Source organism: Providencia stuartii (assembly GCF_029277985.1).
Lineage (GTDB): Bacteria > Pseudomonadota > Gammaproteobacteria > Enterobacterales > Enterobacteriaceae > Providencia > Providencia zhejiangensis.
In genome coordinates this window covers 1,459,054-1,484,034 of sequence record NZ_CP119546.1, presented here as the reverse complement: position 1 = coordinate 1,484,034, position 24,981 = coordinate 1,459,054, and the positions used below count along the sequence as shown (strand labels likewise).

The 24,981-nt window shown below is 43.2% G+C and carries 20 protein-coding genes; all 20 read right to left on the bottom strand.

The window, feature by feature from the left end; translation table 11 throughout:
• Positions 1-95: 95 nt before the first annotated feature.
• On the bottom strand, positions 96-1,265 hold the full coding sequence (gene ftsZ / locus P2E05_RS06345; protein WP_154622674.1) for a cell division protein FtsZ: 1,170 nt from the start codon (positions 1,263-1,265) through the stop codon (positions 96-98).
• A 56-nt stretch (positions 1,266-1,321) separates the two neighbouring features.
• The gene (gene ftsA / locus P2E05_RS06340; protein ID WP_008910356.1) at positions 1,322-2,578 is read right to left on the bottom strand and encodes a cell division protein FtsA; all 1,257 of its coding nucleotides are present in this window, start codon (positions 2,576-2,578) and stop codon (positions 1,322-1,324) included.
• Positions 2,579-2,614: 36 nt separating this feature from the next.
• Positions 2,615-3,424, bottom strand: a complete 810-nt coding sequence (ftsQ, locus tag P2E05_RS06335) for a cell division protein FtsQ (protein ID WP_154622675.1) — start codon at positions 3,422-3,424, stop codon at positions 2,615-2,617.
• Between the two features lies 1 nt (position 3,425).
• Positions 3,426-4,346: a D-alanine--D-alanine ligase gene (locus P2E05_RS06330; RefSeq protein ID WP_196713376.1), complete on the bottom strand. Its 921-nt coding sequence runs from the start codon at positions 4,344-4,346 to the stop codon at positions 3,426-3,428.
• 4 nt (positions 4,347-4,350) lie between these two features.
• On the bottom strand, positions 4,351-5,769 hold the full coding sequence (gene murC / locus P2E05_RS06325) for a UDP-N-acetylmuramate--L-alanine ligase (RefSeq protein WP_230085795.1): 1,419 nt from the start codon (positions 5,767-5,769) through the stop codon (positions 4,351-4,353).
• Positions 5,770-5,870: 101 nt separating this feature from the next.
• Positions 5,871-6,944, bottom strand: a complete 1,074-nt coding sequence (gene murG / locus P2E05_RS06320) for an undecaprenyldiphospho-muramoylpentapeptide beta-N-acetylglucosaminyltransferase (protein WP_154622677.1) — start codon at positions 6,942-6,944, stop codon at positions 5,871-5,873.
• Positions 6,941-8,134: a cell division protein FtsW gene (gene ftsW / locus P2E05_RS06315; protein ID WP_154622678.1), complete on the bottom strand. Its 1,194-nt coding sequence runs from the start codon at positions 8,132-8,134 to the stop codon at positions 6,941-6,943. Before ftsW ends, murG begins: the two co-directional genes overlap by 4 nt.
• Positions 8,134-9,450: a UDP-N-acetylmuramoyl-L-alanine--D-glutamate ligase gene (gene murD, locus P2E05_RS06310; protein ID WP_231131800.1), complete on the bottom strand. Its 1,317-nt coding sequence runs from the start codon at positions 9,448-9,450 to the stop codon at positions 8,134-8,136. Before murD ends, ftsW begins: the two co-directional genes overlap by 1 nt.
• 10 nt (positions 9,451-9,460) lie before the next feature.
• Complete coding sequence (mraY, locus tag P2E05_RS06305) at positions 9,461-10,543, bottom strand: phospho-N-acetylmuramoyl-pentapeptide-transferase (RefSeq protein ID WP_154622680.1); 1,083 nt, start codon at positions 10,541-10,543, stop codon at positions 9,461-9,463.
• Positions 10,537-11,910 carry a UDP-N-acetylmuramoyl-tripeptide--D-alanyl-D-alanine ligase gene (gene murF, locus P2E05_RS06300; RefSeq protein WP_154622681.1) on the bottom strand — a complete coding sequence of 458 codons (1,374 nt, stop codon included), beginning with the start codon at positions 11,908-11,910 and terminating at the stop codon, positions 10,537-10,539. The genes mraY and murF overlap by 7 nt, the downstream gene beginning before the upstream one ends.
• Entirely contained in the window at positions 11,907-13,394 is a 1,488-nt protein-coding gene (murE, locus tag P2E05_RS06295; protein WP_272657582.1) for a UDP-N-acetylmuramoyl-L-alanyl-D-glutamate--2,6-diaminopimelate ligase, read from the bottom strand. The genes murF and murE overlap by 4 nt, the downstream gene beginning before the upstream one ends.
• Positions 13,381-15,147 (bottom strand): peptidoglycan glycosyltransferase FtsI, encoded by a 1,767-nt coding sequence (ftsI, locus tag P2E05_RS06290; protein WP_154622682.1) that lies wholly within the window; start codon positions 15,145-15,147, stop codon positions 13,381-13,383. The genes murE and ftsI overlap by 14 nt, the downstream gene beginning before the upstream one ends.
• A gap of 15 nt (positions 15,148-15,162) precedes the next feature.
• Positions 15,163-15,480 carry a cell division protein FtsL gene (ftsL, locus tag P2E05_RS06285; RefSeq protein ID WP_154622683.1) on the bottom strand — a complete coding sequence of 106 codons (318 nt, stop codon included), beginning with the start codon at positions 15,478-15,480 and terminating at the stop codon, positions 15,163-15,165.
• 2 nt (positions 15,481-15,482) lie between these two features.
• Positions 15,483-16,433, bottom strand: coding sequence for a 16S rRNA (cytosine(1402)-N(4))-methyltransferase RsmH (gene rsmH, locus P2E05_RS06280; RefSeq protein WP_154622684.1), 951 nt, complete (start codon positions 16,431-16,433; stop codon positions 15,483-15,485).
• A 2-nt stretch (positions 16,434-16,435) separates the two neighbouring features.
• Positions 16,436-16,894 carry a division/cell wall cluster transcriptional repressor MraZ gene (mraZ, locus tag P2E05_RS06275; RefSeq protein WP_154622685.1) on the bottom strand — a complete coding sequence of 153 codons (459 nt, stop codon included), beginning with the start codon at positions 16,892-16,894 and terminating at the stop codon, positions 16,436-16,438.
• A gap of 695 nt (positions 16,895-17,589) precedes the next feature.
• A complete protein-coding gene (gene cra, locus P2E05_RS06270; RefSeq protein ID WP_163860892.1) occupies positions 17,590-18,603 on the bottom strand; it encodes a catabolite repressor/activator in 1,014 nt (337 codons plus the stop codon).
• 163 nt (positions 18,604-18,766) lie between these two features.
• The gene (gene ilvN, locus P2E05_RS06265) at positions 18,767-19,258 is read right to left on the bottom strand and encodes an acetolactate synthase small subunit (RefSeq protein WP_068445711.1); all 492 of its coding nucleotides are present in this window, start codon (positions 19,256-19,258) and stop codon (positions 18,767-18,769) included.
• 2 nt (positions 19,259-19,260) lie between these two features.
• Positions 19,261-20,988 (bottom strand): acetolactate synthase 3 large subunit, encoded by a 1,728-nt coding sequence (gene ilvI / locus P2E05_RS06260; RefSeq protein WP_154623205.1) that lies wholly within the window; start codon positions 20,986-20,988, stop codon positions 19,261-19,263.
• Positions 20,989-21,295: 307 nt separating this feature from the next.
• A complete protein-coding gene (locus P2E05_RS06255; protein ID WP_272657583.1) occupies positions 21,296-23,128 on the bottom strand; it encodes an AMP-dependent synthetase/ligase in 1,833 nt (610 codons plus the stop codon).
• A gap of 236 nt (positions 23,129-23,364) precedes the next feature.
• Entirely contained in the window at positions 23,365-24,318 is a 954-nt protein-coding gene (leuO, locus tag P2E05_RS06250) for a transcriptional regulator LeuO (RefSeq protein WP_272657584.1), read from the bottom strand.
• Between the last annotated feature and the right edge of the window lie 663 nt (positions 24,319-24,981).

Sequence of the window (24,981 nt, the reverse complement as noted above, 5' to 3'; positions counted from 1 at the left end):
TTTTTCTCGCAATGTTATCCGTCCTGCTGATTATCATACTAGATAACCAGCAGGAAAGTTTAGCACAAAAAGCGGAGAAACCAATATAATTAAAATTAATCGGCCTGTTTACGCAAAAATGCAGGAATATCCAAATAATCAGGTTCTTTATTTGTTTGCGTATTTTGGTCATTCACCGCTTTCGCCGCAGCTGGTTTTTCTTCTGTCAATGAAGACATAGAAGACATGCTACTTTGCATTTGCTGGTAGCGCTGTTCCATAGAAACCTGCTGTGACATTTTGTTATTGACCAGTGTAATTTCTGGACGCTTGTCCATCCCAATACCTGTTGCAACAACAGTAACACGTAGTTCATCATTCATCTCAGGGTCGAGTGATGTACCAATAACAACGGTCGCATTATCAGATGCGAATGCACGAATGGTATTACCGACCGTTTCAAACTCATCCAAACGCAGATCGAAACCAGCGGTAATGTTGACAAGAACACCGCGTGCGCCAGAAAGGTCGATATCTTCTAGAAGTGGACTTGAAATAGCCATTTCAGCCGCTTCTTCAGCACGATCTTCACCACGAGCAACACCTGAACCCATCATTGCGTAGCCCATTTCTGACATAACAGTGCGTACGTCAGCAAAGTCCACGTTCATCAAGCCAGGGCGTGTGATCAGTTCTGCAATCCCTTGAACGGCACCTTTAAGGACATCGTTTGCAGCACCAAAAGCATCCAATAAAGAGATACCACGACCTAAGACTTTTAATAGTTTATCGTTCGGGATCGTAATCAATGAGTCAACATGTTTTGATAACTCAGTAATTCCCGATTCCGCAAATGCCATACGCTTTTTGCCTTCAAAATTGAAAGGCTTAGTCACGACGGCAACCGTTAGTATACCCAGCTCTTTAGCAACTTCAGCCACGACTGGAGCAGCACCTGTACCTGTACCACCACCCATACCGGCTGCAATGAAGACCATGTCTGCACCATCAAGTGCATTGCGTAAAGCTTCACGATCTTCTTCAGCGGCATTACGACCTACTTCAGGGTTTGCTCCTGCACCTAGGCCTTTAGTAATACCAGTACCAATCTGGATTGTTTGTCCGACTGCGGTTTTGCGCAGTGCCTGTGCGTCAGTATTGACGGCAAAAAACTCAACGCCTTCAATACGCTCACGCACCATGTGTTCAACGGCGTTACCGCCGCCGCCACCAACGCCGATGACTTTAATCACCGCATCGTTGGTTAGCTCCATTGGTTCAAACATAATGTCTCTCCGTTTTGTGCTTACTTCGAAGCTAATAATATGCTTCTGAATAAAAATTAAAATTCTTTTCTCAGCCAACCAGTGATTTTACTAAACCACCCTTTAACTGAAGCACGTTTTTCCGTTTCGGTATCATCGCCAAGATGGCTTTCTTTACCGTAATGCAGAAGCCCAACCGCAGTTGAATAGTATGGCTCCTGAGCATAATCCGTTAAGCCTGTTATATTGAGCGGGGTACCAATCCTGACTTGTGTATGGAAGACTTTTTGTGCACATTCGACGAGACCGTCTATTTGCGCAGCGCCTCCAGTAAGCACGATCCCCGCTGCCAAATGGTGTTTGACACCTTGTTGACGTAACTGTTCCTGTAAATTTAAAATTTCTTCGTTTACGAGGTTTAACAGCTCTGTATAGCGTGGTTCAATGACCTCCGCTAAAGTCTGACGTTGCAGACTTCTTGGTGGGCGTCCTCCCACGCTAGGTACTTCCACCGTTTCATCTTTGCTGACTATCGAACCGACAGCACAGCCATGACGAACTTTGATCGCTTCTGCATCACTTGGTGGAGTTCCAAAAGCATAAGCAATATCGCTGGTCACAACATTGCCTGCATAAGGAATCACTTTGGTATGACGTAATGCACCACCGGTGTACACCGCCATATCCATCGTGCCGCCGCCAATATCAACGACACAAACCCCCAACTCCCGCTCATCTTCCGTCAAAACAGAATAGCTAGCAGCAAGTCCAGCAAAAATTAACTGATCAACTTTCAGCCCACAACGTTCAACGGCTTTCACGATATTTTTTGCCATATCGTTGTGGCAAGTGATCAAATGAACTTTGGCTTGCATACGTACACCAGACAAACCAACAGGGTTCTTAATACCTTCTTGATAATCAATCGCGAATTCTTGCGGTATAACATGAAGAATGCGATGTTCATCGCGAACTCGGACTGATTTAGCGGTATGAACAACACTGTCAACATCTTCTTGTGTCACTTCTTCTTCCGACACAGGTACCATACCAATTTCATTTTGACAGCTAACATGCTTACCCGATAACGCAAGATAAACTGAAGAAATTTGGCAATCTGCCATCAGCTCAGCCTGATCAATCGCCCTTTGTACACATTTAACGACTGACTCCAGATCGTTAACGCCACCTTTGTCCATTCCACGAGATGGACAACTTCCCACCCCGATAATATTCACCATACCATCGGGCAGAATTTCGCCTACAAGGGCCGACACCTTGGAAGTCCCAATTTCAAGGCCTACAACTAATTTTCTGTCCGTCGTTTTGATCATTTGCTTCTGCCTAGTCTGAGTTATTAGCAATATTCATTATTGTAACTCCAGTGGTGCATCCACTAATAAAGGAGCCCACCCCACCGCAGCGCCACTGGTATAACGAAGGTCGACATAATCAACACGTTTATCTGTGGTTTGCTGCAACAGCGGATAAAGTTCAAGGAAACGATTTAACCGCTCAAGTACATCTTTTTTTCCGAGTTCTATTCGAACATCATTATCTAAAATAAGTTGCCAAGCATGGCGTGCAGTCATAGAGACTGATTTCAATTTTAAATTTTGTTCTGCCAGTATTCTTTTAAATTCAACATACTCTTTGATAACTTCTTTTTGGCTACCTTGAGGGCCATAAAGTAACGCATAATCGCCTTTGTTACTCTCACTCGCGGGGAGGCTAAAAACTCGCCCTTCACTATCAACCATGTTCTGATCATTCCAACGAGCGTAAGGAACATATTCTACCAGATGAATCTTTAACTCATCAGGCCACTGTTTACGAACTGTGACTTGACGTATCCATGGCATAGCACTGATCTGATTTTGAATGGCATTGACATCCACGGTCATAAACGTGCCCGGTTGACCAAGTGCTAATATCGCTTTTCTGACATCATCATTCGTTGTGTAATGACGCTCCCCCGTCAGTACTAACTTTGACATTGGCAGCCTGTCCGCATCTTTCATCCAATTCATGACGGTCCAGCCACTCCAAATGATTGTTCCAACAACCATTAAGAAAAAAATCAACCCACCAAGAAATGCCCCATTACTTGGGCCTGAGTTTGGGTCATTGCTGCCATCATTATGCTTATGATGTCGAACATTTAATGCTGCCTGTGACATATCAGTTAGCCAATTCCAAAATACGTACCACCAACTGCGAAAAATCCATACCTGCTTGACGTGCGGCCATCGGAACTAAACTGTGGCTCGTCATGCCTGGTGAGGTATTCACCTCTAATAAATAGAACTGACCATCACTGTCTTGCATCACATCAACGCGTCCCCAACCACGACAACCAACAGCTTGATAAGCACGTACCGCCAATTGTGACAACGCAGCTTCTGATTTTTCATCTAAGCCGCTTGGGCAAAAATACTGTGTTTCATCTGAAAGATATTTCGCATCATAATCGTAAAATACCCCAGCAGGTTGAATACGAATGGAAGGGAGCGCTTGCTCACCAATCATCGCCACCGTAAATTCCGGCCCACTTAACCACTTTTCAATTAATACTGTTTCATCGAAACGAAATGCTAATTCCAACGCGGTTGATAAATCATCCATGTTATCAACTTTGCTCATCCCTACACTTGACCCTTCTAAGCTCGGTTTGACAATAAGGGGGAGTCCTAGATGTGACACTAATGTTGAAATTTTTGCTTCCGTCAACTGACTAAAGCTAAATTGACTCAATGAAACGTAAGGTGCGACCGGTAAGCCTGCGCCTTCCCAAAGTTGTTTGGTTCTTAATTTGTCCATACTGAGAGCAGAAGCCATTACGCCACTCCCCGTATAAGGTAACCCTAAGAACTCCAACATCCCTTGTATAGTACCATCTTCACCACCACGACCATGAAGGGCGATAAATACTTTATCGAATCCTTTTTCCTTAAGCGTGATAACAGGAAAGTCTTTCGTATCAATTGGATGAGCGTCAACACCGGCCTGACGTAAACCCGCAAGTACTGCCTGCCCAGATTGCAGAGAGACTTCACGTTCAGCAGATGTACCGCCAAATAACACCGCAATTTTTTCGGCCATGAGTTTACTCCTCTGCCATTGGTGGCTGTAATTTTGTCTCAGCAAGATTACGGGCTATTTTACCAATATTTCCAGCACCTTGAACCAAAATTAAGTCATTAGGCTCCAGTGCTTGAGCGAGCAGTTGCGCGACTTGTTCAGGCTCTGCCACATAAATCGGGTCAAGTTGACCACGACCACGAATTGTTCGGCATAATGAACGGCTATCTGCACCGGGTACGGGTTTCTCCCCCGCTGGATACACTTCCAACATCAGTAACACATCAACTTGGTTGAGAACATGTGCAAAGTCGTCATATAAATCGCGAGTACGTGAATAGCGGTGTGGCTGAAAAACCATCACAATTCGCTTGTCAGGCCAACCCGCCCTTGCCGCTTTAATCGTCGCATCCACTTCAGTTGGGTGATGACCATAATCATCAACCAACATCACTTCCCCTTCTTTACCATTAACATGGCGTAATGAATAATTGCCTAAGAAATCAAAACGACGCCCTGTCCCCTGAAACTCTATAAGTGCAGAGAGAATATGCTGATCATCAATCCCTTCTTCCGTTGCTACCGCCACAGCGGCTGCCGCATTAAGGGCATTGTGTCGACCTGGTGCATTAAGAACCACCGTCAACTCAGGCATATTTTCACGGGCGATAGTAAAGAAGCCTTGATTACCTTTTTGTTCATACTTAACAATACGCACATCCGCATCGTCACTAAAACCATAAGTCGTCACATAACGGCTTACACGCGGTAATAAAGAGCGGATCACCGGATCATCAATACACATCACTGCACGACCATAAAATGGTAAGTTGTGCAAAAAGTTGATGAACGTATCTTTCAAGGTTTCAAAATTACCTTGATAAGTGTCCATATGGTCAGCTTCAATATTGGTCACTACCGCAACCAAAGGCTGCAAATGTAAAAATGATGCGTCACTCTCATCCGCTTCAGCAATCAGATAACGGCTACTTCCTAAACGAGCATGAGTCCCCGCAGATTTCACTAACCCCCCATTAACAAATGTTGGGTCTAAACCTGCTTGAGCATAAATTCCTGAAATCATAGCCGTCGTTGTCGTTTTACCATGCGTACCTGCGACAGCGATACCATGTCGATAACGCATTAATTCAGCCAGCATTTCAGCACGACGAATAACAGGAATACGCAACTCGTGTGCTGCCTGAATTTCTGGATTATCCGCAGAAATGGCCGTTGAAACGACAACAACACTCGCATCTTCAACATTTTCAGGGCGATGATTAAAATAAATCGTTGCTCCTAAAGCGGTCAGTTGCTGAGTCACTGCATTTGGCGCTAAATCAGAACCACTGATTTGATAACCTTCATTAGCCAGTACTTCGGCAATACCACCCATGCCAGCACCGCCGATACCGACAAAATGGATGTGCCGAACTCTTCTCATTTCAGGCACTGCTGTTCTTAATTTCGCCAACTGTTGTGTATTCACTCTATGTCTTCGCTTTTGTTAATTCTATATCAATGTCGTTTTATCGATGATCGCGGCTATTTAGCCACTTCACTAATCACCGCCGCGACTCGTTCGGTCGCATCGGTAATCGCACAAGAACGTGCTTTGATAGCCATCGATAATAATTCTTGTCGATCCCACTGCTCCAGCAGGCTAGCGACGTTATCCGCGGTAAACTGAGGTTGCTCAAGTATTTTGGCCGCCCCCGCTTTTTCTAACGGTAAAGCATTCCAATATTGCTGACGATCTTTATGTTGAAAAGGTACGAAAATAGCAGGTAACCCTGCCGCAGCGATTTCACTCACTGTTAAAGCACCTGAACGACAGATCACAATATCCGCCCATGCGTAAGCTTGAGCCATATCATCAATAAACTCAGTAACTTTATACTCGGAATTAACTGAATTTTTTAGCCTTTCATTATACAACGCTTCGGTAGATTCTTTACTTCCTTTTCCAGCTTGGTGCCAGATATTTAACTGTTTGCCGACTTTTTCAGCAACTTCAGGCATAATTTGATTCAAAATACGCGCGCCTTGACTCCCCCCTACTACCAGTACGCGTATTCTCTCATCGCGATTCGATAATCTCTCTTCTGGCAATGGCAGTGCCAATACATCCTTACGAACTGGATTTCCAACAATAGGGGCATGCGGAAAAGCGCCCGGAAATGCCTGTAAAACACGTTTAGCTATTTTTGAAAGCCATTTATTGGTTAAACCGGCTATACCGTTTTGCTCGTGCAGAATGACGGGCACTCCCGATAACCATGCCGCAATTCCACCGGGACCAGAAACATAGCCCCCCATTCCCAGCACAGCATCGGGTCGATACTGCTTAATAATCGCTTTTGCTTGGCAAACTGCCTTGCCTATCCGCCAAGGCGCGGCGGCTAATGCCATAATGCCTTTACCTCGGAGCCCTGATATTCGGATAAACTCAATGTCGATGCCATGTTGCGGCACTAGTGTCGCTTCCATACGGTCGGCAGTACCTAGCCAGAGGATCTCCCAGCCTTGAGCCTGCAAATAATGCGCCACAGCTAAACCTGGGAAAACATGTCCCCCAGTCCCACCCGCCATGACCAGTAACCTTTTTGCTTGACTCATTTAGCACTCCTTACAAACGCCTGGGCTTTTTCCAGACGCGTTTCAAAATCTACACGTAATAATACTGCGATAGCCGCGGACATCACGAGCAAGCTCGACCCACCGTAGCTAATCAATGGTAAGGTTAACCCTTTAGTTGGCAACATACCTGCTGCTGCCCCTACGTTTACTAATGCCTGAAAAGTAAACCAAATACCGATTGAGCAAGCTAAATACCCAGCAAATAATTGGTTAGCTAGCAATGCACGACGACCAATCATCATCGCCCTAAATGCCAACATGAAAACCATCAGTAAAACCAAAACAACACCAACATACCCCAGCTCTTCCGCTAAAACGGAAAAAATAAAGTCAGTGTGAGCCTCTGGTAAATATTCAAGTTTTTGCACCGAATTACCCAGTCCCTGACCCAATAACTCACCTCTACCGAATGCCATCAACGATTGGGTTAGCTGATAACCACTTCCAAATGGGTCTTCCCATGGATTGAGAAATGATGTCACACGGCGCAAACGATAAGGTTCCAACCAAATCAAGGCGAGTACACCAACAACACAAGCGGCAATCCCAATAATAAAGGGGGCTAATCGTGCTCCAGCTAAGAATAGTAACCCTAATGTCGTCACGACGAGGACGATAACCGTTCCTAAATCCGGTTGTAACAGCAGTAATAACGCCATGATAATTAAAATACACATGGGTTTTACAAAGCCTAGGAAGCGAGTTCTTACTTCGTCTGATTTTCTCACTAAGTAGCTGGATACATAGCAAAATAGCGCGAATTTAGAAATTTCTGCTGGCTGAATTTTTACAATCCCAACATCAATCCAACGTGATGCACCGTTAACGGAGCTACCCGCTACCAGTACAACCGCTAACAGTAAAAGAGAAACCATCAACAACACAAAGCTGTATTTTTCCCAAACAGCCATGGAAACTCGCATCACGCCTAAAACTAAGATAAAGGCGACAGCTAAATACATGACATCACGTTTAGCAAAATAAAATGGGTCGTCAGTCAGTCTCTGCCCAACAGGCATCGATGCCGATGTCACCATAACAAAACCGATAGCGGCTAATCCCAAAGCCAGCCATACCAAGGTGCGATCGTAGAGTGTAGAGCCAGCGATGACACCCCCTTTCTCTCCAATCACCCAATTCTTCAGACGTAAAGCACCCGGTATCGTCATCAGCCTAGCTCCTTCGCTAACTGAGCAAAAATGGCACCTCGTTGCTCAAAATTCTTAAATTGATCGAGGCTTGCACATGCCGGTGAGAGTAAAACCATATCCCCTGATTTTAGATTCGGAGCTAAATAACGCATGCTCTGTTCCATTGTCTCAGTCAACACGGATTTTTCAGGTTCCAGCTGAGCTAGTGCTTTACCATCACGACCAAAGCAGTACAGGCGCACATTGTCCTGAGCAAGATAGGGCTTCAATGGTGTAAAATCTGCCGATTTACCATCGCCCCCAAGTAGAAGATGCAGTGTACCTTCTACTTTTAAGCCATTCAGTGCCGCTTCAGTGCTACCCACATTGGTTGCTTTGGAATCGTTAATCCAACGCACCCCGTTATTCAGTAACACCAGTTGGAAACGGTGCGTTAATCCTGCATAATTTTTCAGCACACTTAAACTTGCATGGCGAGCTATACCCGCGATATCAGCAAGAGCAAGAGCCGCTAATGCATTGGTATAATTGTGTTGTCCCGTTAAGTGCATGTCATCAACCTTGATCAGCACTTCATTTTTTGCGACCAATGTCCGCTGCTGTGTATCAAAATAATAATCGCCACTATCAACACCAAAGCTAATGCATGCTTCCTCATCGGTATGCTGTGGTAACGTCAATGGATCTTGAGCATTAACAATACAATTCAACGCATGATGATAGATACGTAACTTCGCTTCGCGGTACTGCGCTAGACCTAGCGGATAGCGATCCATATGGTCTTCAGTGACATTCAAAACTGTTGCTGCAAGGGCTTTTAAGCTGGATGTCGTCTCTAATTGAAAACTAGATAGCTCTAACACATACAGTTGGTGACCTTGATTTAACAAAGACAATGCTGGAATACCGATATTTCCGCCAACACCAACGGAGATACCCGCAGCTTGAGCCATTTCCCCCACCAAAGAGGTCACGGTGCTTTTTCCATTAGAGCCTGTGATCGCAATAACAGGCGCATCAACTTCGCGGCAGAACAATTCGATATCACCGACAATTTCAATACCGTTATTCGCCGCTTGCTGTAATTCAGGTGTCGCTAATGCAATACCGGGGCTGGCAACAATTAAGTCCGCCTCTTGCAACCATTGGTTGTTTAAACTACCGCGATGGCATTCCACCTCTTTCGGTAATTGTTCAACGCCCGGAGGAACAGCTCGGGTATCCATCACTCGCGGAATAACGCCGTGTGATAAGAAAAAGTGCACACAAGATAAGCCAGTTAACCCCAGCCCAATGATGACCACTTTTTTACCCTGATACTGTTTACCCTGCATACCTGCCATTTTAACGTACCTTCAGTGTTGCCAGTCCAATCAGTACCAGCATTAAGGAAATAATCCAAAAACGTACAATTACGCGTGGTTCCGGCCAACCTTTCAGTTCATAATGATGGTGAATTGGCGCCATACGGAATATACGTTGACCACGTAATTTGAAAGAACCCACCTGTAGGATGACGGATAATGTCTCAACAACAAAGACGCCTCCCATAATGACCAACAGGAACTCTTGGCGTAATAAAACGGCAATCGTACCGAGTGCACCACCAAGAGCAAGGGAGCCAACATCGCCCATAAAAACTTGCGCAGGATAAGTGTTAAACCATAGGAACCCGAGCCCCGCCCCCACTATCGCCGTACAAACAATAACTAATTCACCCGCATGTGGTAAAAATGGAATATTTAAGTAACTAGCAAAGTTGACGTTACCCGTTGCCCACGCCACTAATGCAAAACCGGCTGCCACGAAAACCGTTGGCATAATCGCTAATCCATCAAGGCCATCCGTTAAGTTAACCGCGTTACTGGTACCAACAATCACAAAATACGCCAACAAAATATACAGCAGCCCAAGTTGTGGCATGATGTCTTTAAAGAACGGCACCACTAATTGCGTTGCAGGGGTATCTTTCCCTACTGCGTACATTGAAAATGCAACCACAAGTGCAATCAGTGACTGCCAAAAATATTTCCAACGAGCAATCAACCCTCGGCTATTTTTTCTGACCACTTTCAAGTAATCATCCGCAAATCCGACAAGGCCATACCCGACTAACACGAGTAATACACACCAAACGTATGGGTTATCTAAACGCGCCCAGAGCAATACTGAGATGCTGATCGAAAACAGGATCAGTATTCCTCCCATTGTTGGCGTACCACGCTTACTAAAATGCGATTCAGGCCCAACATCACGTACAACCTGACCAATCTGCATTTTTTGTAAGTAAGTAATTAAACGTGGCCCCATCCATAACGCAATGGCAAGTGCTGTCAGCAAACCGACGATGGCTCTAAACGTCAAATATGAGAAGACGTTAAAGACAGAAAATTGATGCACCAATATTTCGGCAAGCCAGACTAACATGCAAAGCACTCCTTCAATGCATTCACTACATCTTCCATCGCGGAGCTGCGTGAACCTTTAACTAAAATAGAAACAACTTCATTCTGCTGTACTAGCGGAATCAGTCGGGTTAATAAGTCTTTTTTGAATGCAAAGTGCTCTCCACATTCACTGAATTGACTGATCATTTCGCTCAGCATACCGACACTCAGTACTTTATCCAGACCTGCATCTTTTGCGGCTATACCAACTCGTTGATGACACTCTTTTGCATAATCGCCGAGTTCACCCATATCTCCGGCCACTAAAATGCGATAACCGGGCATTTTAGCTAAAACATGAATGGCTGCAATCATTGAGCCGTCATTGGCATTATAAGTGTCATCCAAGACAACTTTTGTCTCACTCAACTGCACTGGGTATAAACGCCCCGGCACAGCTTGAGTTGTGGCTAGCCCCTGACGAATATCTTCCAGCGTTGCGCCCACTGAGATAGCCAAAGCACTAGCCGCCAAAACGTTAGCAATGTTATGCATGCCTGGCAGAGGTAAAGTGATAGCAACCTGTCCAACGGGTGTATGCAAAGTAAAATCGGTTGAAAGCTGCTTGACCTCAATGTCAGAAGGATAAAAATCCGCTTTATCTTGCGCTGTTAATGAATAACACCACACCGTTTGGCGTGGCTGAAACTGCCATTTGGCAGAACAACTATCAAGATTAACAATTGCGGTGCCTTCATCCGGTAGACCTTGGTATATTTCACCTTTTGCCCTAGCAACGCCTTCAGGTGAGCCAAATCCAGCTAAATGAGCCGCGAACAAGTTATTCACAAGAGCAGTTTGCGGCTTAACGATATTCGTGGTGTACGCGATCTCATTAGGGTGATTCGCTCCCATTTCAATCACTGCATATTCATATTCGTGAGTTAGCCTAAATAACGTTAAAGGTACACCGATATCATTGTTTAAATTACCCGCGGTATACAGTGTTTTACCGCGTTGCGACAAAATAGAGGCCGTCATTTCTTTTACCGATGTTTTCCCCGACGACCCCGTTAAGCCAACCACTTTGGCTTGGCTTTGTTGGCGTACCCAAGCAGCAAGCTGCCCCATGGCCAGACGCGTATCTGCGACAACGACTTGAGGGCAATCAATATCAAGTTGACGCTCAACCAGCACAGCCGCTGCACCGCCTTCAGCCACTGAAGGCACAAAATCATGGGCATCGAAACGCTCACCTTTCAACGCAATAAATAAGCTGTTCTCGCCAATTTGGCGGCTATCCGTGCTCACATCGCTTAATACTCGTGTTCCTGCATCAACGCCATCGGCATGATACAGATATCCACCCGTGATAGCGGCGAGTTGAGACAACGTTAGCGGGATCATGCTACCACCCCCAATAATCTAGCGACCGTCAATCTATCTGAATAATCTAAGCGGCGATGACCGATAATTTGATAATCTTCATGGCCTTTCCCCGCAATAACAATAACGTCATCCACGTTAGCTTGCATGATAGAACTGGTCACGGCTTCAGCACGTCCCGGAATAGCCAGAACTCGGCTAGAGTCAAGAATGCCAGCCATAATGTCATTGATGATATCTAATGGCTCTTCGCTACGCGGGTTATCATCAGTAATGACAACATTGTCTGCCCACTCTTCAGCCGCCGCACCCATTAATGGACGTTTACCTTTATCGCGATCCCCCCCGCAACCAAATACACACCATAATTTTCCTTTACAGTGTAAACGTGCCGCTGCTAATGCTTTCTCAAGCGCATCAGGGGTATGCGCATAATCAACCACCACCGTTGGTTTGTTCGGCGCACTAAAGACTTCCATACGACCACACACCGGCGATAAAGATGATGATGATTCCAAGAGTTGTGTTAATGGATAATCCATCATCAGCAATGTACTCATTGCTAACAACAAATTACTGACATTAAATGCCCCCATTAATGGACTTTCTAAGGTGCCGTTACCCCATGATGAGGTAAATTGAATGGTGGCTCCACGGTCGTGATACTCAACCGTTGTGGCTTGTAACCATGGCCCTTGCCACTGTTCAGGAATACGCTGTTCCATTGAAACAGCACAGGCTTTTGGTAAGCGTTGCAGCCATTTCAAACCGACATCATCGTCAACATTAATAATTTGCGCTTTTGTTTGATGCGTGGAGAATAATAGCCACTTCGCGGCTTCGTAATTTTCCATATCACCGTGGTAATCTAAATGGTCACGGCTTAAATTAGTAAATACAGCGGCAGCAAACGGTAAGGCAGCAACACGACCTTGAACTAAGCCGTGTGAAGAAACTTCCATTGCGGTTAATGTCGCCTGACATTTTAATAATTGGGTTAATTCAACTTGGATATCCACTGCTGAACCCGTGGTATTTTCACTCGGCGCGACCTGTCCAAGTAGACCATTCCCTACAGTTCCCATCACCGCGCTGGTTTCACCCAACCCTTTTGCCCACTGAGCAATTAATTGTGTTGTCGTCGTTTTACCATTGGTTCCTGTCACACCAACCAACTTCATTTTTGCACCTGGATGCTGATAAAACTCCGCGGCCAATGCAGACAAACGATTATTCAGGTCATTCAAATAAATAACAGGAACCCCATGAACGTAACGAATTTCACCTTCATCCGCTTCGCCATTCGCTTCTGCGATGACAGCGGCAACACCTTGAGCGATCGCTTGGGAGATATAGTGCCTACCATCCGATTGATGGCCTTTAATTGCAATAAACAGATCACCAGCCGCTGCTTTACGGCTGTCTAACGTCATCTCATGTAGTGAGATATTTGCTGTGCTAACGCCAAATGGCGAAAGAAGATCACAAAGATTACGATCTGCCACTTTTAACCTCTTTTTTATTGATCACTATGTCGCTTTTATCATCTGCTTGTAATGCATCTGGCTCAACATTCATCATTCGCAATACACCGCCCATGATGGAACCAAATACCGGTGCGGATACTGCACCACCATAATATTTACCCGCTTTAGGCTCATTGATAAGAACGACAAGGGCATAACGTGGGTTACTTGCAGGTGCAACACCTGCTGTATAGGCAATATATTGATTGATGTACCGCCCTTCAGGCCCGACTTTCTTCGCAGTACCTGTTTTAATCGCTATTCGATAACCTTTTATCGCAGCACGTGTTCCACCGCCTCCCGGTAGAGCAACACTTTCCATCATATGAACCACTGTACGCATGGTTTGTTCTGGGAACACTCGGGTTCCTGGGACAGGTGGGTCCACTTTGGTAATGGATAATGGGCGATATATTCCAAAGCTACCAATTGTTGCATAGGCACGGACTAATTGTAACGGAGTGACCATTTGTCCATACCCAAAAGAAAAGGTGGCCCTATCTAAATCAGACCACCGTGTTTTTTTACTTGGAAAGATGCCACTACTTTCCCCGACTAACCCCAGATTAGTCGGCTTGCCAAACCCAAAGCGGCTATACACATCCACCAGCTCTGTGGCAGGCATCGCTAACGCCAGTTTTGAAACACCCACGTTACTCGACTTCTGTAAAATACCCGTTATTGATAACTCCGCATAACGCGCAACGTCCTTAATTTCATGGCCATTGACGCGATATGGATAGGTATTCAGCACGGTATTTTCTTTGATAATTTTGTTGTTTAACGCACTCATGACAACAAGTGGTTTCACCGTCGAACCAGGCTCGAAAATATCGGTTATCGCGCGGTTACGCATGGCATCCATCGGAGTACCCGCTAAATTATTTGGGTTATAGGATGGACTATTAGCCATAGCTAAAATCTCACCGGTATGCACATCAACTAAAATAGCAACACCAGATTCAGCTTTATTCTCCTGTACGCCCTTAGTCAATTCACGATAAACAATGGATTGAATACGCTCATCAATACTGAGCACGAGGTTATGCGCCGCTTGACTATCAACGGAGGAAACCGTTTCAATAACACGTCCATTACGATCTTTACGAACTGTTCGTTCACCTGGAGAGCCTTTTAACCAGCGCTCAAAGCTTTTTTCAACGCCTTCAATGCCTTCGCCATCAATATTGGTTACGCCAATTAAGTGCGCGGTCACCGGACCTGAAGGGTAATAACGGCGAGATTCTTTACGTAGATAAATACCCGGTAATTTTAATTTTGTGATGTATTCACCAATAGAAGGGTTTACCTGACGAGCAAGATAGACAAAACGACCTTTTGGGTTCGCCGAAATTTTTGTTTTGATTTGTTCTAGTGGGATTTCAAGCGCATCCGCTAACGCTTTCCAATGTTCATCGTTATTGATCCCACCTTTTTCAAACACCACTTTGGGGTCAGCCCAAATGGCATTCACAGGCACACTGACAGCAAGTTGGCGTCCTTCTCTATCACTGATCATTCCGCGTGCTGTAGAGACTTCCTGTACACGTAAAGAGCGCATATCGCCCTCTTTAACCAGTTTTTCAGGTGCGATGATTTGCAGATAAGCAACACGCACTAACAGCCCAGCTAAAGCTAGCAGGATACCGCCGCACAGCAAAGCAAAACGCCAGCTCACAAAGCTGGTATTTTCTTCCTGTTTCTTGTTTTTAGCTGACTTAGGTGCTTTCATTCGTAACCTTATCTACTACTTAGAAACAATAATATTTTCTTGAGAAGGCTCAACGTGAACCATTTGTAATTTTTCCACAGATAAACGTTCAACTCGGCTATGGCTGGCTAACGCGTTTTCTTCTAGGATTAAATTACGCCATTCGATATCAAGTGCGTCCTTTTCTTCGTATAGCTTGTCTTTTTCCGCCGTCAGGAGACGTGTTTCATGCGCTGTCGTGACCACAAAGACAGCGCTGATAATAATGGCGGCTAGCAAAATCAATGGAATAATCCCATAACGGAAAAGGTCACGACCAATCACTTTTCCAAGACTATGCCTTTCAGGAACCATTTTTATGCCATCCTTTGTGCAAAACGTAGTACTGAACTACGTGCTCTAGGGTTTTCGTCAACTTCCGCGGCTGAAGGTTTCATCTTGCCCACTTCACGCAACTTAGCCGTACCCAGCGCTTTTATTTGAGCTTCCGTTAATGGGATCCCTGCGGGAACACTGGGCCCTTTGCTATTTTGACGAATAAACCGTTTTACTAATCTATCTTCCAAGGAGTGAAAACTAATCACTGAGAGACGCCCTTCGGGTGCTAGCACGGATACAGCCCCTTCCAATGCCTGCTCAATTTCTTCTAGCTCACTGTTAATATAAATACGTATGGCTTGGAAGCTGCGAGTTGCTGGATGCTTATGGCGCTCTTTGATTGGGCTTACTTGAGCGATCAATTCAGCTAGCTCACGTGTACGGGTCAACGGCGTCTCTTCTGGGTTGTGGTTACGTTCAACAATCGCCCTAGCAATGCGTTTTGCGAAACGTTCTTCTCCAAATGTTTTCAACACCCACGCGATATCATCAGCTTGCGCAGACATGAGCCATTGATGTGCTGATTGTCCTTTAGTTGGATCCATTCGCATATCCAATGGCCCATCACGCATAAATGAAAAACCGCGTTCAGGATCATCTAATTGCGGTGATGAAACGCCTAAATCCAGCAATACGCCATCAATCTTGCCAACTAACCCTTCTTCCTCAACATATTCAGCGATTGCAGAAAATGGCCCATGTTTAATCATAAAGCGCGGGTCATTAATGAGTTGCGCTGCTTTAATGGCTTCAGGGTCGCGGTCAATCGCAATCAAGCGTCCTTGGTCATTTAACTGACTCAATATCAGCCTTGAGTGCCCCCCTCGCCCAAATGTTCCATCAATATATATGCCGTTTGGTTTGATATTTAGGCCATTTACTGCTTCATCAAGCAGTACTGTTACATGTTTAAATTGCTGTTGTGTCATGTTTATAGTGACAAATCCTGTAAGCGGGCTGACAGGGGTTCTTGGGTTTGTCGTTCAGCATTAATGTCTTCTTCCACTTGCTGATACCAAGTCTGTTCATCCCAAAGTTCAAATTTATTTATTTGGCCCACTAGCATGACCTCTTTTGTTAGCCCTGCGTGTTGACGTAGTGTGTTAGCTAACAAAAGACGTCCGGCACTGTCCATTTGGCATTCGCTGGCATGCCCTAATAAAAGCCGTTGTACTCTTCTTTCTACTGGGTTCATGGTTGAAAGCCGTGAGAGCTTCTCTTCAATAATTTCCCATTCAGGTAACGTGTAAAGTAATAGGCATGGCTGGTGGAGGTCGATAGTACATACCATCTGCCCCTTAGATTCCTCGCTCAACATTCCCCTATATCGGGTAGGCACGGTTAGACGCCCTTTGCTGTCGAGATTTACCAGTGTTGCCCCACGAAACATACCCAGTAAAACCTCTTTATTTCCTATTAACCCACTTTACCCCACAATTCTCCACTTATAAAGTTTACGAATGGTAGGAAAACGTTGTCAAGCCAGACACCTGTAGCTTTTGCTTTATTTACAGAACAATTCAGAAAAGATAAGAGAGGGTAAAATCGAGCGCAGAGATAAAATGAGGAATAACGGATTGATATAATTCATTTATTTTCAACAAAACAATAAATACAAGGTTAATTCTATTTTATTGATGAAAAAACACTCAAATGATGATATTTCCTATACCCGTCTCATTTTTAATCAGCCTACCTATAACCGATTCTTTACTTTTTAAATAACGGTAAATGCTAATTAACTACAAATATTATCAATAACAGCCCCGTAGAAAAATAAAAACAATAAATTTCAATACGTTAAAATACTGTTTTAATAGACAGTGTTATAACTCAAATATGCGTTCATATGACTTTTATTTATTTAACTGCCATTTCTTAAATTAAATTTTTTATTTTGTTTTCCTTGCGAGAGAAAATTAAATACATCCAGTTAAGAATAGTCCTAAAGTTAAATATTTACGTATTTTTCGCATCAAATAAAAAGCCCCTTTTGCATAGGGGCTAAGATAATAGCGATAAACGTGATCAATATCACTCTATATTCAACCAGACATTTTGTCTGGTTTTAATTATTTTTTATATTTATTGCTGTTTGCGGCCAAGACTACCACGACGGCAGAGATCACGACGGATACGAGTAATTCCTGCGTCTGGTTTTTGTTTTTCATCAAGGCTCGCCAACACCAATTCCAAGATTCGCTCAGCGATATCTCTGTGGCGCTGTGCCAATGATAAAACGGGGCATCCTAAGAAATCTAATAACTCGCTATCGCCAAATGTGGCAATCACCATGTCCTCCGGTAGACGACCATCACGTTTTAGCGCCACATCCAGTACTCCCTGTAGCAACGAAAATGACGTCGTGAATAACGCATCAGGCATGGAGTTACCTTTATCTAGCCAATCAGCAAAAACCTCAGCGGCAGAAGCCCTCTCATAACTATTTGCATACAGATAATTCACTTCACGGGAGTCGCCTTGCCAACCTTTCCTAAAACCTTGCTCACGAAGATAGCTTACTGATAACTCAGGTAAAGCCCCCAGATACAATACGGATTCTGCCGAGAATTTTCGTAATTCAGCAGAGATCATAAATGCATCTTCTTGGTCATCACCGACCACACTAATAAAGTGATCTTTTTCCAATGCTCTATCAAGGGCAATGATAGGCAAAGAACGGTTCGCCCAACGCTGATAGAAAGGATGCTCAGGAGGAAGCGCGGTTGAAACTATAATGGCATCAACCTGACGCTGTAAAAGGTGCTCGACACAACGAATTTCGTTATCTGGCTGATCCTCGGAACACGCGATCAATAATTGATAACCACGTTGCCGTGCTTGACGTTCAAGATAATTAGCAATGCGAGTATAACTTGTGTTTTCGAGATCGGGGATCACTAGCCCTATCGAACGTGTTCTCCCTGCTCGTAGCCCTGCTGCTACAGCATTTGGATGGTAATTGTGCTCTCTGACAACAGCCATCACTTTTTCTACAGTTTTATCGCTGACTCGATACTGCTTGGCCTTGCCATTGATCACATAACTAGCCGTTGTGCGGGAAACCCCTGCTAAACGTGCTATTTCATCCAGTTTCACGTTAACCTCTTTGTGTTATCATATAAAACCAACTCATTGATTTTACTATTTATTTTTACAGTCCCTGATTACCGCTGCAAGGCAAAAATAGCTGCCAACGGTCAGAGCCCCGAATCAATCGGGGCTCTATATGACTACATTCTACCTTTAGAAGACAAATTTTTCATCGCATAATTTTATCGCCGCGTGAAACTCCTACAATACCTGAACGTACAACTTCAACAATTTCAGCAACACCACGCACCGCTTCAATAAATGCATCCAGTTTATCGCTTGTTCCTGCTAGCTGAACGGTATAAAGCGTTGGTGTCACATCAACGATTTGTCCACGAAAAATATCGGAGCAGCGTTTGATTTCATCGCGGCCATAGCCTGAAGCCTGCAATTTTACTAACATGATTTCACGCTCTATATGTGCTGAAGCGGTAAGCTCGCTAACGCGAAGCACATCCACTAATTTATGCAGCTGTTTTTCTATCTGCTCAAGAACCTTCGCGTCCCCTTTCGTTTGAATGGTCATACGTGACAAGGTGGGGTCATCCGTGGGGGCTACGGTCAAACTTTCAATGTTGTAACCTCGTTGAGAAAACAGCCCAATCACACGGGACAATGCACCAGATTCGTTTTCGAGTAAAACTGATAAAATACGACGCATGCTCAGGTCCTCTCTGTTTTGCTCAGCCACATTTCATCCATTGCACCACCGCGGATCTGCATTGGGTAAACATGTTCAGTTTCATCAACATTGATATCAACAAACACTAGGCGTTGATTTTGGTTCACTTCAACCAAGGCTTGTTGCAATTTTTCTTCTAACTCATCAGGAGAATGGATCGCGATGCCAACATGACCATACGCTTCAGCCAGTTTAACGAAGTCAGGGAGCGATTCCATATAAGATTGAGAGTGGCGACCTTGATAAATCATATCTTGCCACTGTTTTACCATTCCCAAAAAGCCATTGTTTAAATTCAGTACGATAACAGGCAAGCCATACTGTAGCGCCGTAGATAGCTCTTGAATATTCATTTGAATACTGCCATCGCCTGTCACGCAAACAACCGTTGACTGTGGATGTGCGAGCTTAACCCCTAAAGCCGCAGGTAAACCAAATCCCATCGTGCCTAATCCGCCTGAATTAATCCAACGACGCGGCTTATCAAATGGGTAATAAAGTGCCGCAAACATTTGATGCTGCCCAACGTCAGAAGTCACATAAGCCTCACCATGAGTTAAACGATAAATCGCTTCAATCGCCTGTTGAGGCTTCACTTTCTGGCTATTTTTTTCGTAATTGAGGCATTTTTTCTCACGCCAAGTTTCAATTTCTTTCCACCATGCCGCTAATGCTTGGCTATTTTGTGTCGCTGAGACTTGCTCTAATTGATTTAATATTTGCTGAAGCGTCAGTTTCGCATCCCCAACAATCGGGATATCCGTATTCACCGTTTTAGAGATCGAGGTGGGATCTACATCAATTTGAATAACCGTGGCATTTGGGCAATATTTTTCCAAATTGTTGGTCGTTCTATCATCAAAACGAACGCCCACAGCAAAGATCACGTCAGAATTATGCATAACCTTATTCGCTTCATAGGTTCCATGCATACCAAGCATCCCTACAGAAAGATGATGCGTTTCTGGAAATGCACCAAGCCCCATCAGTGTTGATACAACAGGAAGCTGTAATTTTTCTGCTAATGCAATAATTTCCGGCGAGCAACTTGCATTAATAGCACCACCACCAACATAGAAAACCGGCTTCTCCGCCGCAATCAGTTTGGATAACGCTTTTTTAATTTGCCCTTTATGTCCTTGGAGAGTCGGATTATAAGAGCGTAGAGATACGGATTCCGGATAACGATAAGGGTATTTATGCGCTGGACTAACGGTATCTTTGGGTAAATCAATCACCACAGGGCCTGGCCGGCCACTTGACGCAATATAGAATGCTTTCTTGATGGTTTCAGGAATATCTTCTGCTTTTTTAACCAAAAAACTATGTTTTACAATAGGTCTGGATATCCCCACCATGTCACATTCTTGAAAAGCATCATTGCCAATAAGGGAGCTTGCAACTTGTCCTGATAGAACAACCAAGGGGATTGAATCCATGTATGCCGTCGCAATACCAGTAATCGCATTTGTCGCTCCGGGTCCTGACGTTACCAACACCACTCCAACATCGCCAGTTGAGCGTGCGTAACCATCAGCCATATGAACTGCCGCTTGTTCATGGCGAACTAATATATGATCAATGCCTCCGACTGTATGCAGTGCATCATAGATATCTAAAACAGCACCACCTGGATAACCAAATACGTGCTTTACACCTTGGTCAATCAAAGACTTGACGACCATTTCTGCTCCCGACAACATCTCCATGAGTTTGCCCCCAGACTATTTTTATCCGTTAACAGAGGTATGACTGTCCTCTTATTGTGTATTGTCATTCCTGTCATAGTGATGACAACTATTAACATATCGTTGTGCTGGAGACGACGCAAACACCATTTCTTAAGCAAAAATGACAACATTCAACATCGTCTTTATCTTTTACGATAATTAGTTAAATTAACCAAGAAAATAAAAAAAAGTGGAAATTTTCACTATAAACAGATGAAAAAGAGTACAAAGAGAAGCCGGATATCATCAATATTCTATCCGGCTATATGAGATGGTGATAATTTAACTATTCGCGATACATTGATTCTATTTCTGAATGATAGCGTTCAGAAATAATTTTTCGACGTAGTTTTAGCGTAGGCGTTAGCTCACCTTTTTCCATAGAAAAATTCGCTGGGAGTAAGGTGAAACGTTTAACTTGATGAAAAGTTTCAATATTCTTCTGTAACTCTTTCAAGCGACTTTCAAATAAAGCCACAATGTTGGAGTCTCTTAATAGCTCTAGGCGATCACGATATTTTAAATTAATAGAACGGGCGTACTCTTCTAATGAATCATAACAAGGGACAATAAGCGCAGAAACGAATTTACGCGCATCCGCAATAACAGCAATATGTTCAATAAACTGGTCTTGCCCTAATACACCTTCAATCATTTGTGGTGCTATATATTTACCATTTGATGTTTTCATCAGGTCTTTCAAACGGTCAGTAATATACAGGTTACCTTTAGCATCAATTTCACCTGCATCCCCCGTTTTTAACCAGCCATCAACCGTGAATGCTTCATCAGTATCTTGAGGGCGATTGTAATACCCTTTCATTACGACAGGTCCTTTGACCTGAATTTCATTGTTATCGCCGATACGCACTTCTACAGAAGAAAGTGGTGTACCAATAGAACCTAATGGATAATGCCCTTCTTCCCAACAAGAGACTGTGGCACAGGTTTCGGTCATCCCATAACCGTATTTAATATTGATTCCTACAGCAAGGAAAAAGGCAATGACGTCATCATCCAAACGAGCCCCCGCCGCTGGCATGAATCGAATACGTCCGCCTAATAACTGACGCAGCTTAGTTAACACGAGCTTGTCGGCTAAATTAAATAGAGATTGATTGAATGCGGAAAGTTGCTCACCTCTAGCCAGTGATTGAGTTCTTTTATTGCCCTGTGCGATCGCCCATTTAAATAATAAGCGGCGCATAAGAGGGGCTTTGGCAACTTTACCCTGTACTGCACTATACACTTTCTCGTAAAAACGAGGGACTGCACACATCACTGTCGGTTTAACATCAGCAAGCGCTGCCCTAACCGCATTGGTATCCGTTAAATAAACATTACGTGCACCTGTGTGCATCACATAGAAGCTCCAAGCGCGCTCAAACACATGCGATAGAGGAAGAAAGCTTAAAGAAACATCCTCATCGGTCAGTTTTAAACGCTGGTCATGAAGGTAAAGTTGGGCGGCCATGTTGTAATAATCTAACATCACCCCTTTGGGTTCGCCTGTTGTGCCAGAAGTATAGATAATTGTGAACAGATCACTAAGATGATGGGCGGCAATACGTTGGTTTAATTCCTCTTGGTATTTAGGTTCAGCTTGGGCCATAAAATGAGCCAAATGCACTGAATCTACCCCACACTCTACCAACTCGACATCGTTATTAAGCACGACAATCGTGGTAATTTGAGGACAAAAAGCCTTCAATTGACAAGCAACATGATACTGTTCTTGCTCACCAACAAATAGAATTCGAATATTTGCATCATTAATAATATAAGCAGCCTGTTCTAGGCTACTTGTCGCATATAAAGGGACAGTAACGGCTTTTAGTTGTAGCACAGCAAGATCAACCAAAGACCAATTCATACTGTTATGCGCGAATAATCCAATATTTTCTTGTACCTCAACATTAAGGGCTAACAGACGGTGAGCAATCGCAGTCGAATGCGTTTCAACTTGTTGCCATGTGAGCTCACTTTGCTGTCCATTATGCCATTGACTGAAAGCTATCCGATTCGCTGAATCAGCGGCACTAAACCGACTGTGTAAGCGATTGACCAAATGGTATGGATATAGATTTTCAGTAATCAAAGTATGTTTCCTATAATACATGTGTTAACGGAAGACACTCGGTAAACACACGACGTGCTTCGCCAGTTAATTATTTCAGCTTACATCTGTTAGCTGAACAACTTGAGTGTATAGACGAAAGAGGATTGTGAAAAGGGGTAGAATGTAAATATTCTGCAAATGTTATATAGGTAGCATAACTCATCACAGAATTTCACCATGATGAGTTAGCGGTAAATAAAGCGATAATCACAATTTAAGCGAGTGATTCAAAAGCCTTAGGTCAACAAATCAGTGATCAGCTGACAAAATTGTGATTTCATCCATTGATGTCCTTTATCTCGAGCCGTCGATTCATGCCAAGTCAAATAGCAAGGACGAGTATTCTCTTGCCATGGCAATGCAACCATCTGTAATTGATGCTTGTAACTTGAGTTTTCAACCAGCCACTTCGGAACAATAGCCACCAATTCAGTTTGAGAAACGATATTTAAAACACTGTTCAAATCGGTTCCTTGGTAACTAATCGTGTGGGATAAATCCGTATTACTATAATAAAGTTGGCTGAAAGAACCTATATTATCCATTGACATTACCGCATGTTTTTCACTATTCAACAGACATTGCGTCACATTATTCACAATACGAGGGTGATTTTTCGCGACAACGAGAACCAATTCATCATTAAATAAAACTTGTTGTTGATACTCGCTTTTTTCGAATTGATTATAACTCACCGAAAAATCAGTTTCTTGATATTTTAATTTATGTTCAATGTTATTATCTAAGAAACAATGAATATGGATATTAATATTAGGCGATATATCTTTAAATTTTTCGACGATAACTGCGGCTAAACGAATATCTAATGGAGAACAAATAGATAAATTGAATACTCGATCACTCAGTTTCGGGTCAAAACCTGCCCCCGGTAACTCATTATGCACTAGTTGTAGTGCTTGTCTAACAGGCCCAAAGAGCTGTTTAGCGCGGGAGGTCGGTTGTATTCCACGACCATACCGAACAAAAAGCTCATCATTAAACATTGATTTTAAACGAGATACAGCGTTACTCACGGCAGGTTGAGACATACCTAATACCTGCGCTGCCCGTGTGACATTTTGCATCTGCATGACCACATCAAAAACCGTCAATAAGTTAAGATCAACATTTCGCAAATTAATATCACAATTCTCTTTTTTAGCTGGTGAAACCGCATCAAAATCAGTCATTATTTACTCCAATAAAGATATCTATCATTTTTATTAATGAAAATAATCTTCTCCTAAATAAATAAGGATTTTATAAATTCATTAAATATTATTCTTCGAACAACTTATCAATGATAAGCTATTTCGCGTTCCCTGCATTTATTAAAACGACGCTTATATTATATTATCTATCAATGTAACAACACACTAAAGATGTTATAACAAAACGAAGGTATTCATCGACATAATGATTTTAAATTACGCATTTAAAATCGTTATTATTAACTTAAAAATAATAAAACAAATTTAAAAATAAATCATAATAAATATCATCAACAACCATAAAATGGTCTTATTATCAGATTAAATTTAAATTATTCATTTATTAAATAATTTGTTTAATAAAAACTATAATTAGAGCTTATTTTTATATCTAACGTTATAGTTTCCCCTATGACAAACTGTACAAAATTTAACCCAAACCATCAGTTTATGCTATATTTCCATCTAGTTATTTCATGAAAAGAATTTTACCCCTAACTTATCGATAAAATATAGAGAAAAACATCACTAAATATAGTGAAATTAGTCACAATCACTAACTCTGGCTAATGATGCATAATTCTCCAAAATTGCCGGAAAAATCTAAAGTTGACAGCAAAGAAAAGATCACGTATCAATAAA

Excerpts from the sequence above, each read along its gene's own strand:
- ftsZ (WP_154622674.1), bottom strand. The coding sequence starts at position 1,265 with ATGTTTGAACCAATGGAGCTAACCAACGATGCGGTGATTAAAGTCATC.
- ftsA (WP_008910356.1), bottom strand. The coding sequence starts at position 2,578 with ATGATCAAAACGACGGACAGAAAATTAGTTGTAGGCCTTGAAATTGGG.
- ftsQ (WP_154622675.1), bottom strand. The coding sequence starts at position 3,424 with ATGTCACAGGCAGCATTAAATGTTCGACATCATAAGCATAATGATGGC.
- P2E05_RS06330 (WP_196713376.1), bottom strand. The coding sequence starts at position 4,346 with ATGGCCGAAAAAATTGCGGTGTTATTTGGCGGTACATCTGCTGAACGT.
- murC (WP_230085795.1), bottom strand. The coding sequence starts at position 5,769 with ATGAGAAGAGTTCGGCACATCCATTTTGTCGGTATCGGCGGTGCTGGC.
- murG (WP_154622677.1), bottom strand. The coding sequence starts at position 6,944 with ATGAGTCAAGCAAAAAGGTTACTGGTCATGGCGGGTGGGACTGGGGGA.
- ftsW (WP_154622678.1), bottom strand. The coding sequence starts at position 8,134 with ATGACGATACCGGGTGCTTTACGTCTGAAGAATTGGGTGATTGGAGAG.
- murD (WP_231131800.1), bottom strand. The coding sequence starts at position 9,450 with ATGCAGGGTAAACAGTATCAGGGTAAAAAAGTGGTCATCATTGGGCTG.
- mraY (WP_154622680.1), bottom strand. The coding sequence starts at position 10,543 with ATGTTAGTCTGGCTTGCCGAAATATTGGTGCATCAATTTTCTGTCTTT.
- murF (WP_154622681.1), bottom strand. The coding sequence starts at position 11,910 with ATGATCCCGCTAACGTTGTCTCAACTCGCCGCTATCACGGGTGGATAT.
- ftsI (WP_154622682.1), bottom strand. The coding sequence starts at position 15,147 with ATGAAAGCACCTAAGTCAGCTAAAAACAAGAAACAGGAAGAAAATACC.
- ftsL (WP_154622683.1), bottom strand. The coding sequence starts at position 15,480 with ATGGTTCCTGAAAGGCATAGTCTTGGAAAAGTGATTGGTCGTGACCTT.
- rsmH (WP_154622684.1), bottom strand. The coding sequence starts at position 16,433 with ATGACACAACAGCAATTTAAACATGTAACAGTACTGCTTGATGAAGCA.
- mraZ (WP_154622685.1), bottom strand. The coding sequence starts at position 16,894 with ATGTTTCGTGGGGCAACACTGGTAAATCTCGACAGCAAAGGGCGTCTA.
- ilvN (WP_068445711.1), bottom strand. The coding sequence starts at position 19,258 with ATGCGTCGTATTTTATCAGTTTTACTCGAAAACGAATCTGGTGCATTG.
- ilvI (WP_154623205.1), bottom strand. The coding sequence starts at position 20,988 with ATGGAGATGTTGTCGGGAGCAGAAATGGTCGTCAAGTCTTTGATTGAC.
- P2E05_RS06255 (WP_272657583.1), bottom strand. The coding sequence starts at position 23,128 with ATGTATTATAGGAAACATACTTTGATTACTGAAAATCTATATCCATAC.
- leuO (WP_272657584.1), bottom strand. The coding sequence starts at position 24,318 with ATGACTGATTTTGATGCGGTTTCACCAGCTAAAAAAGAGAATTGTGAT.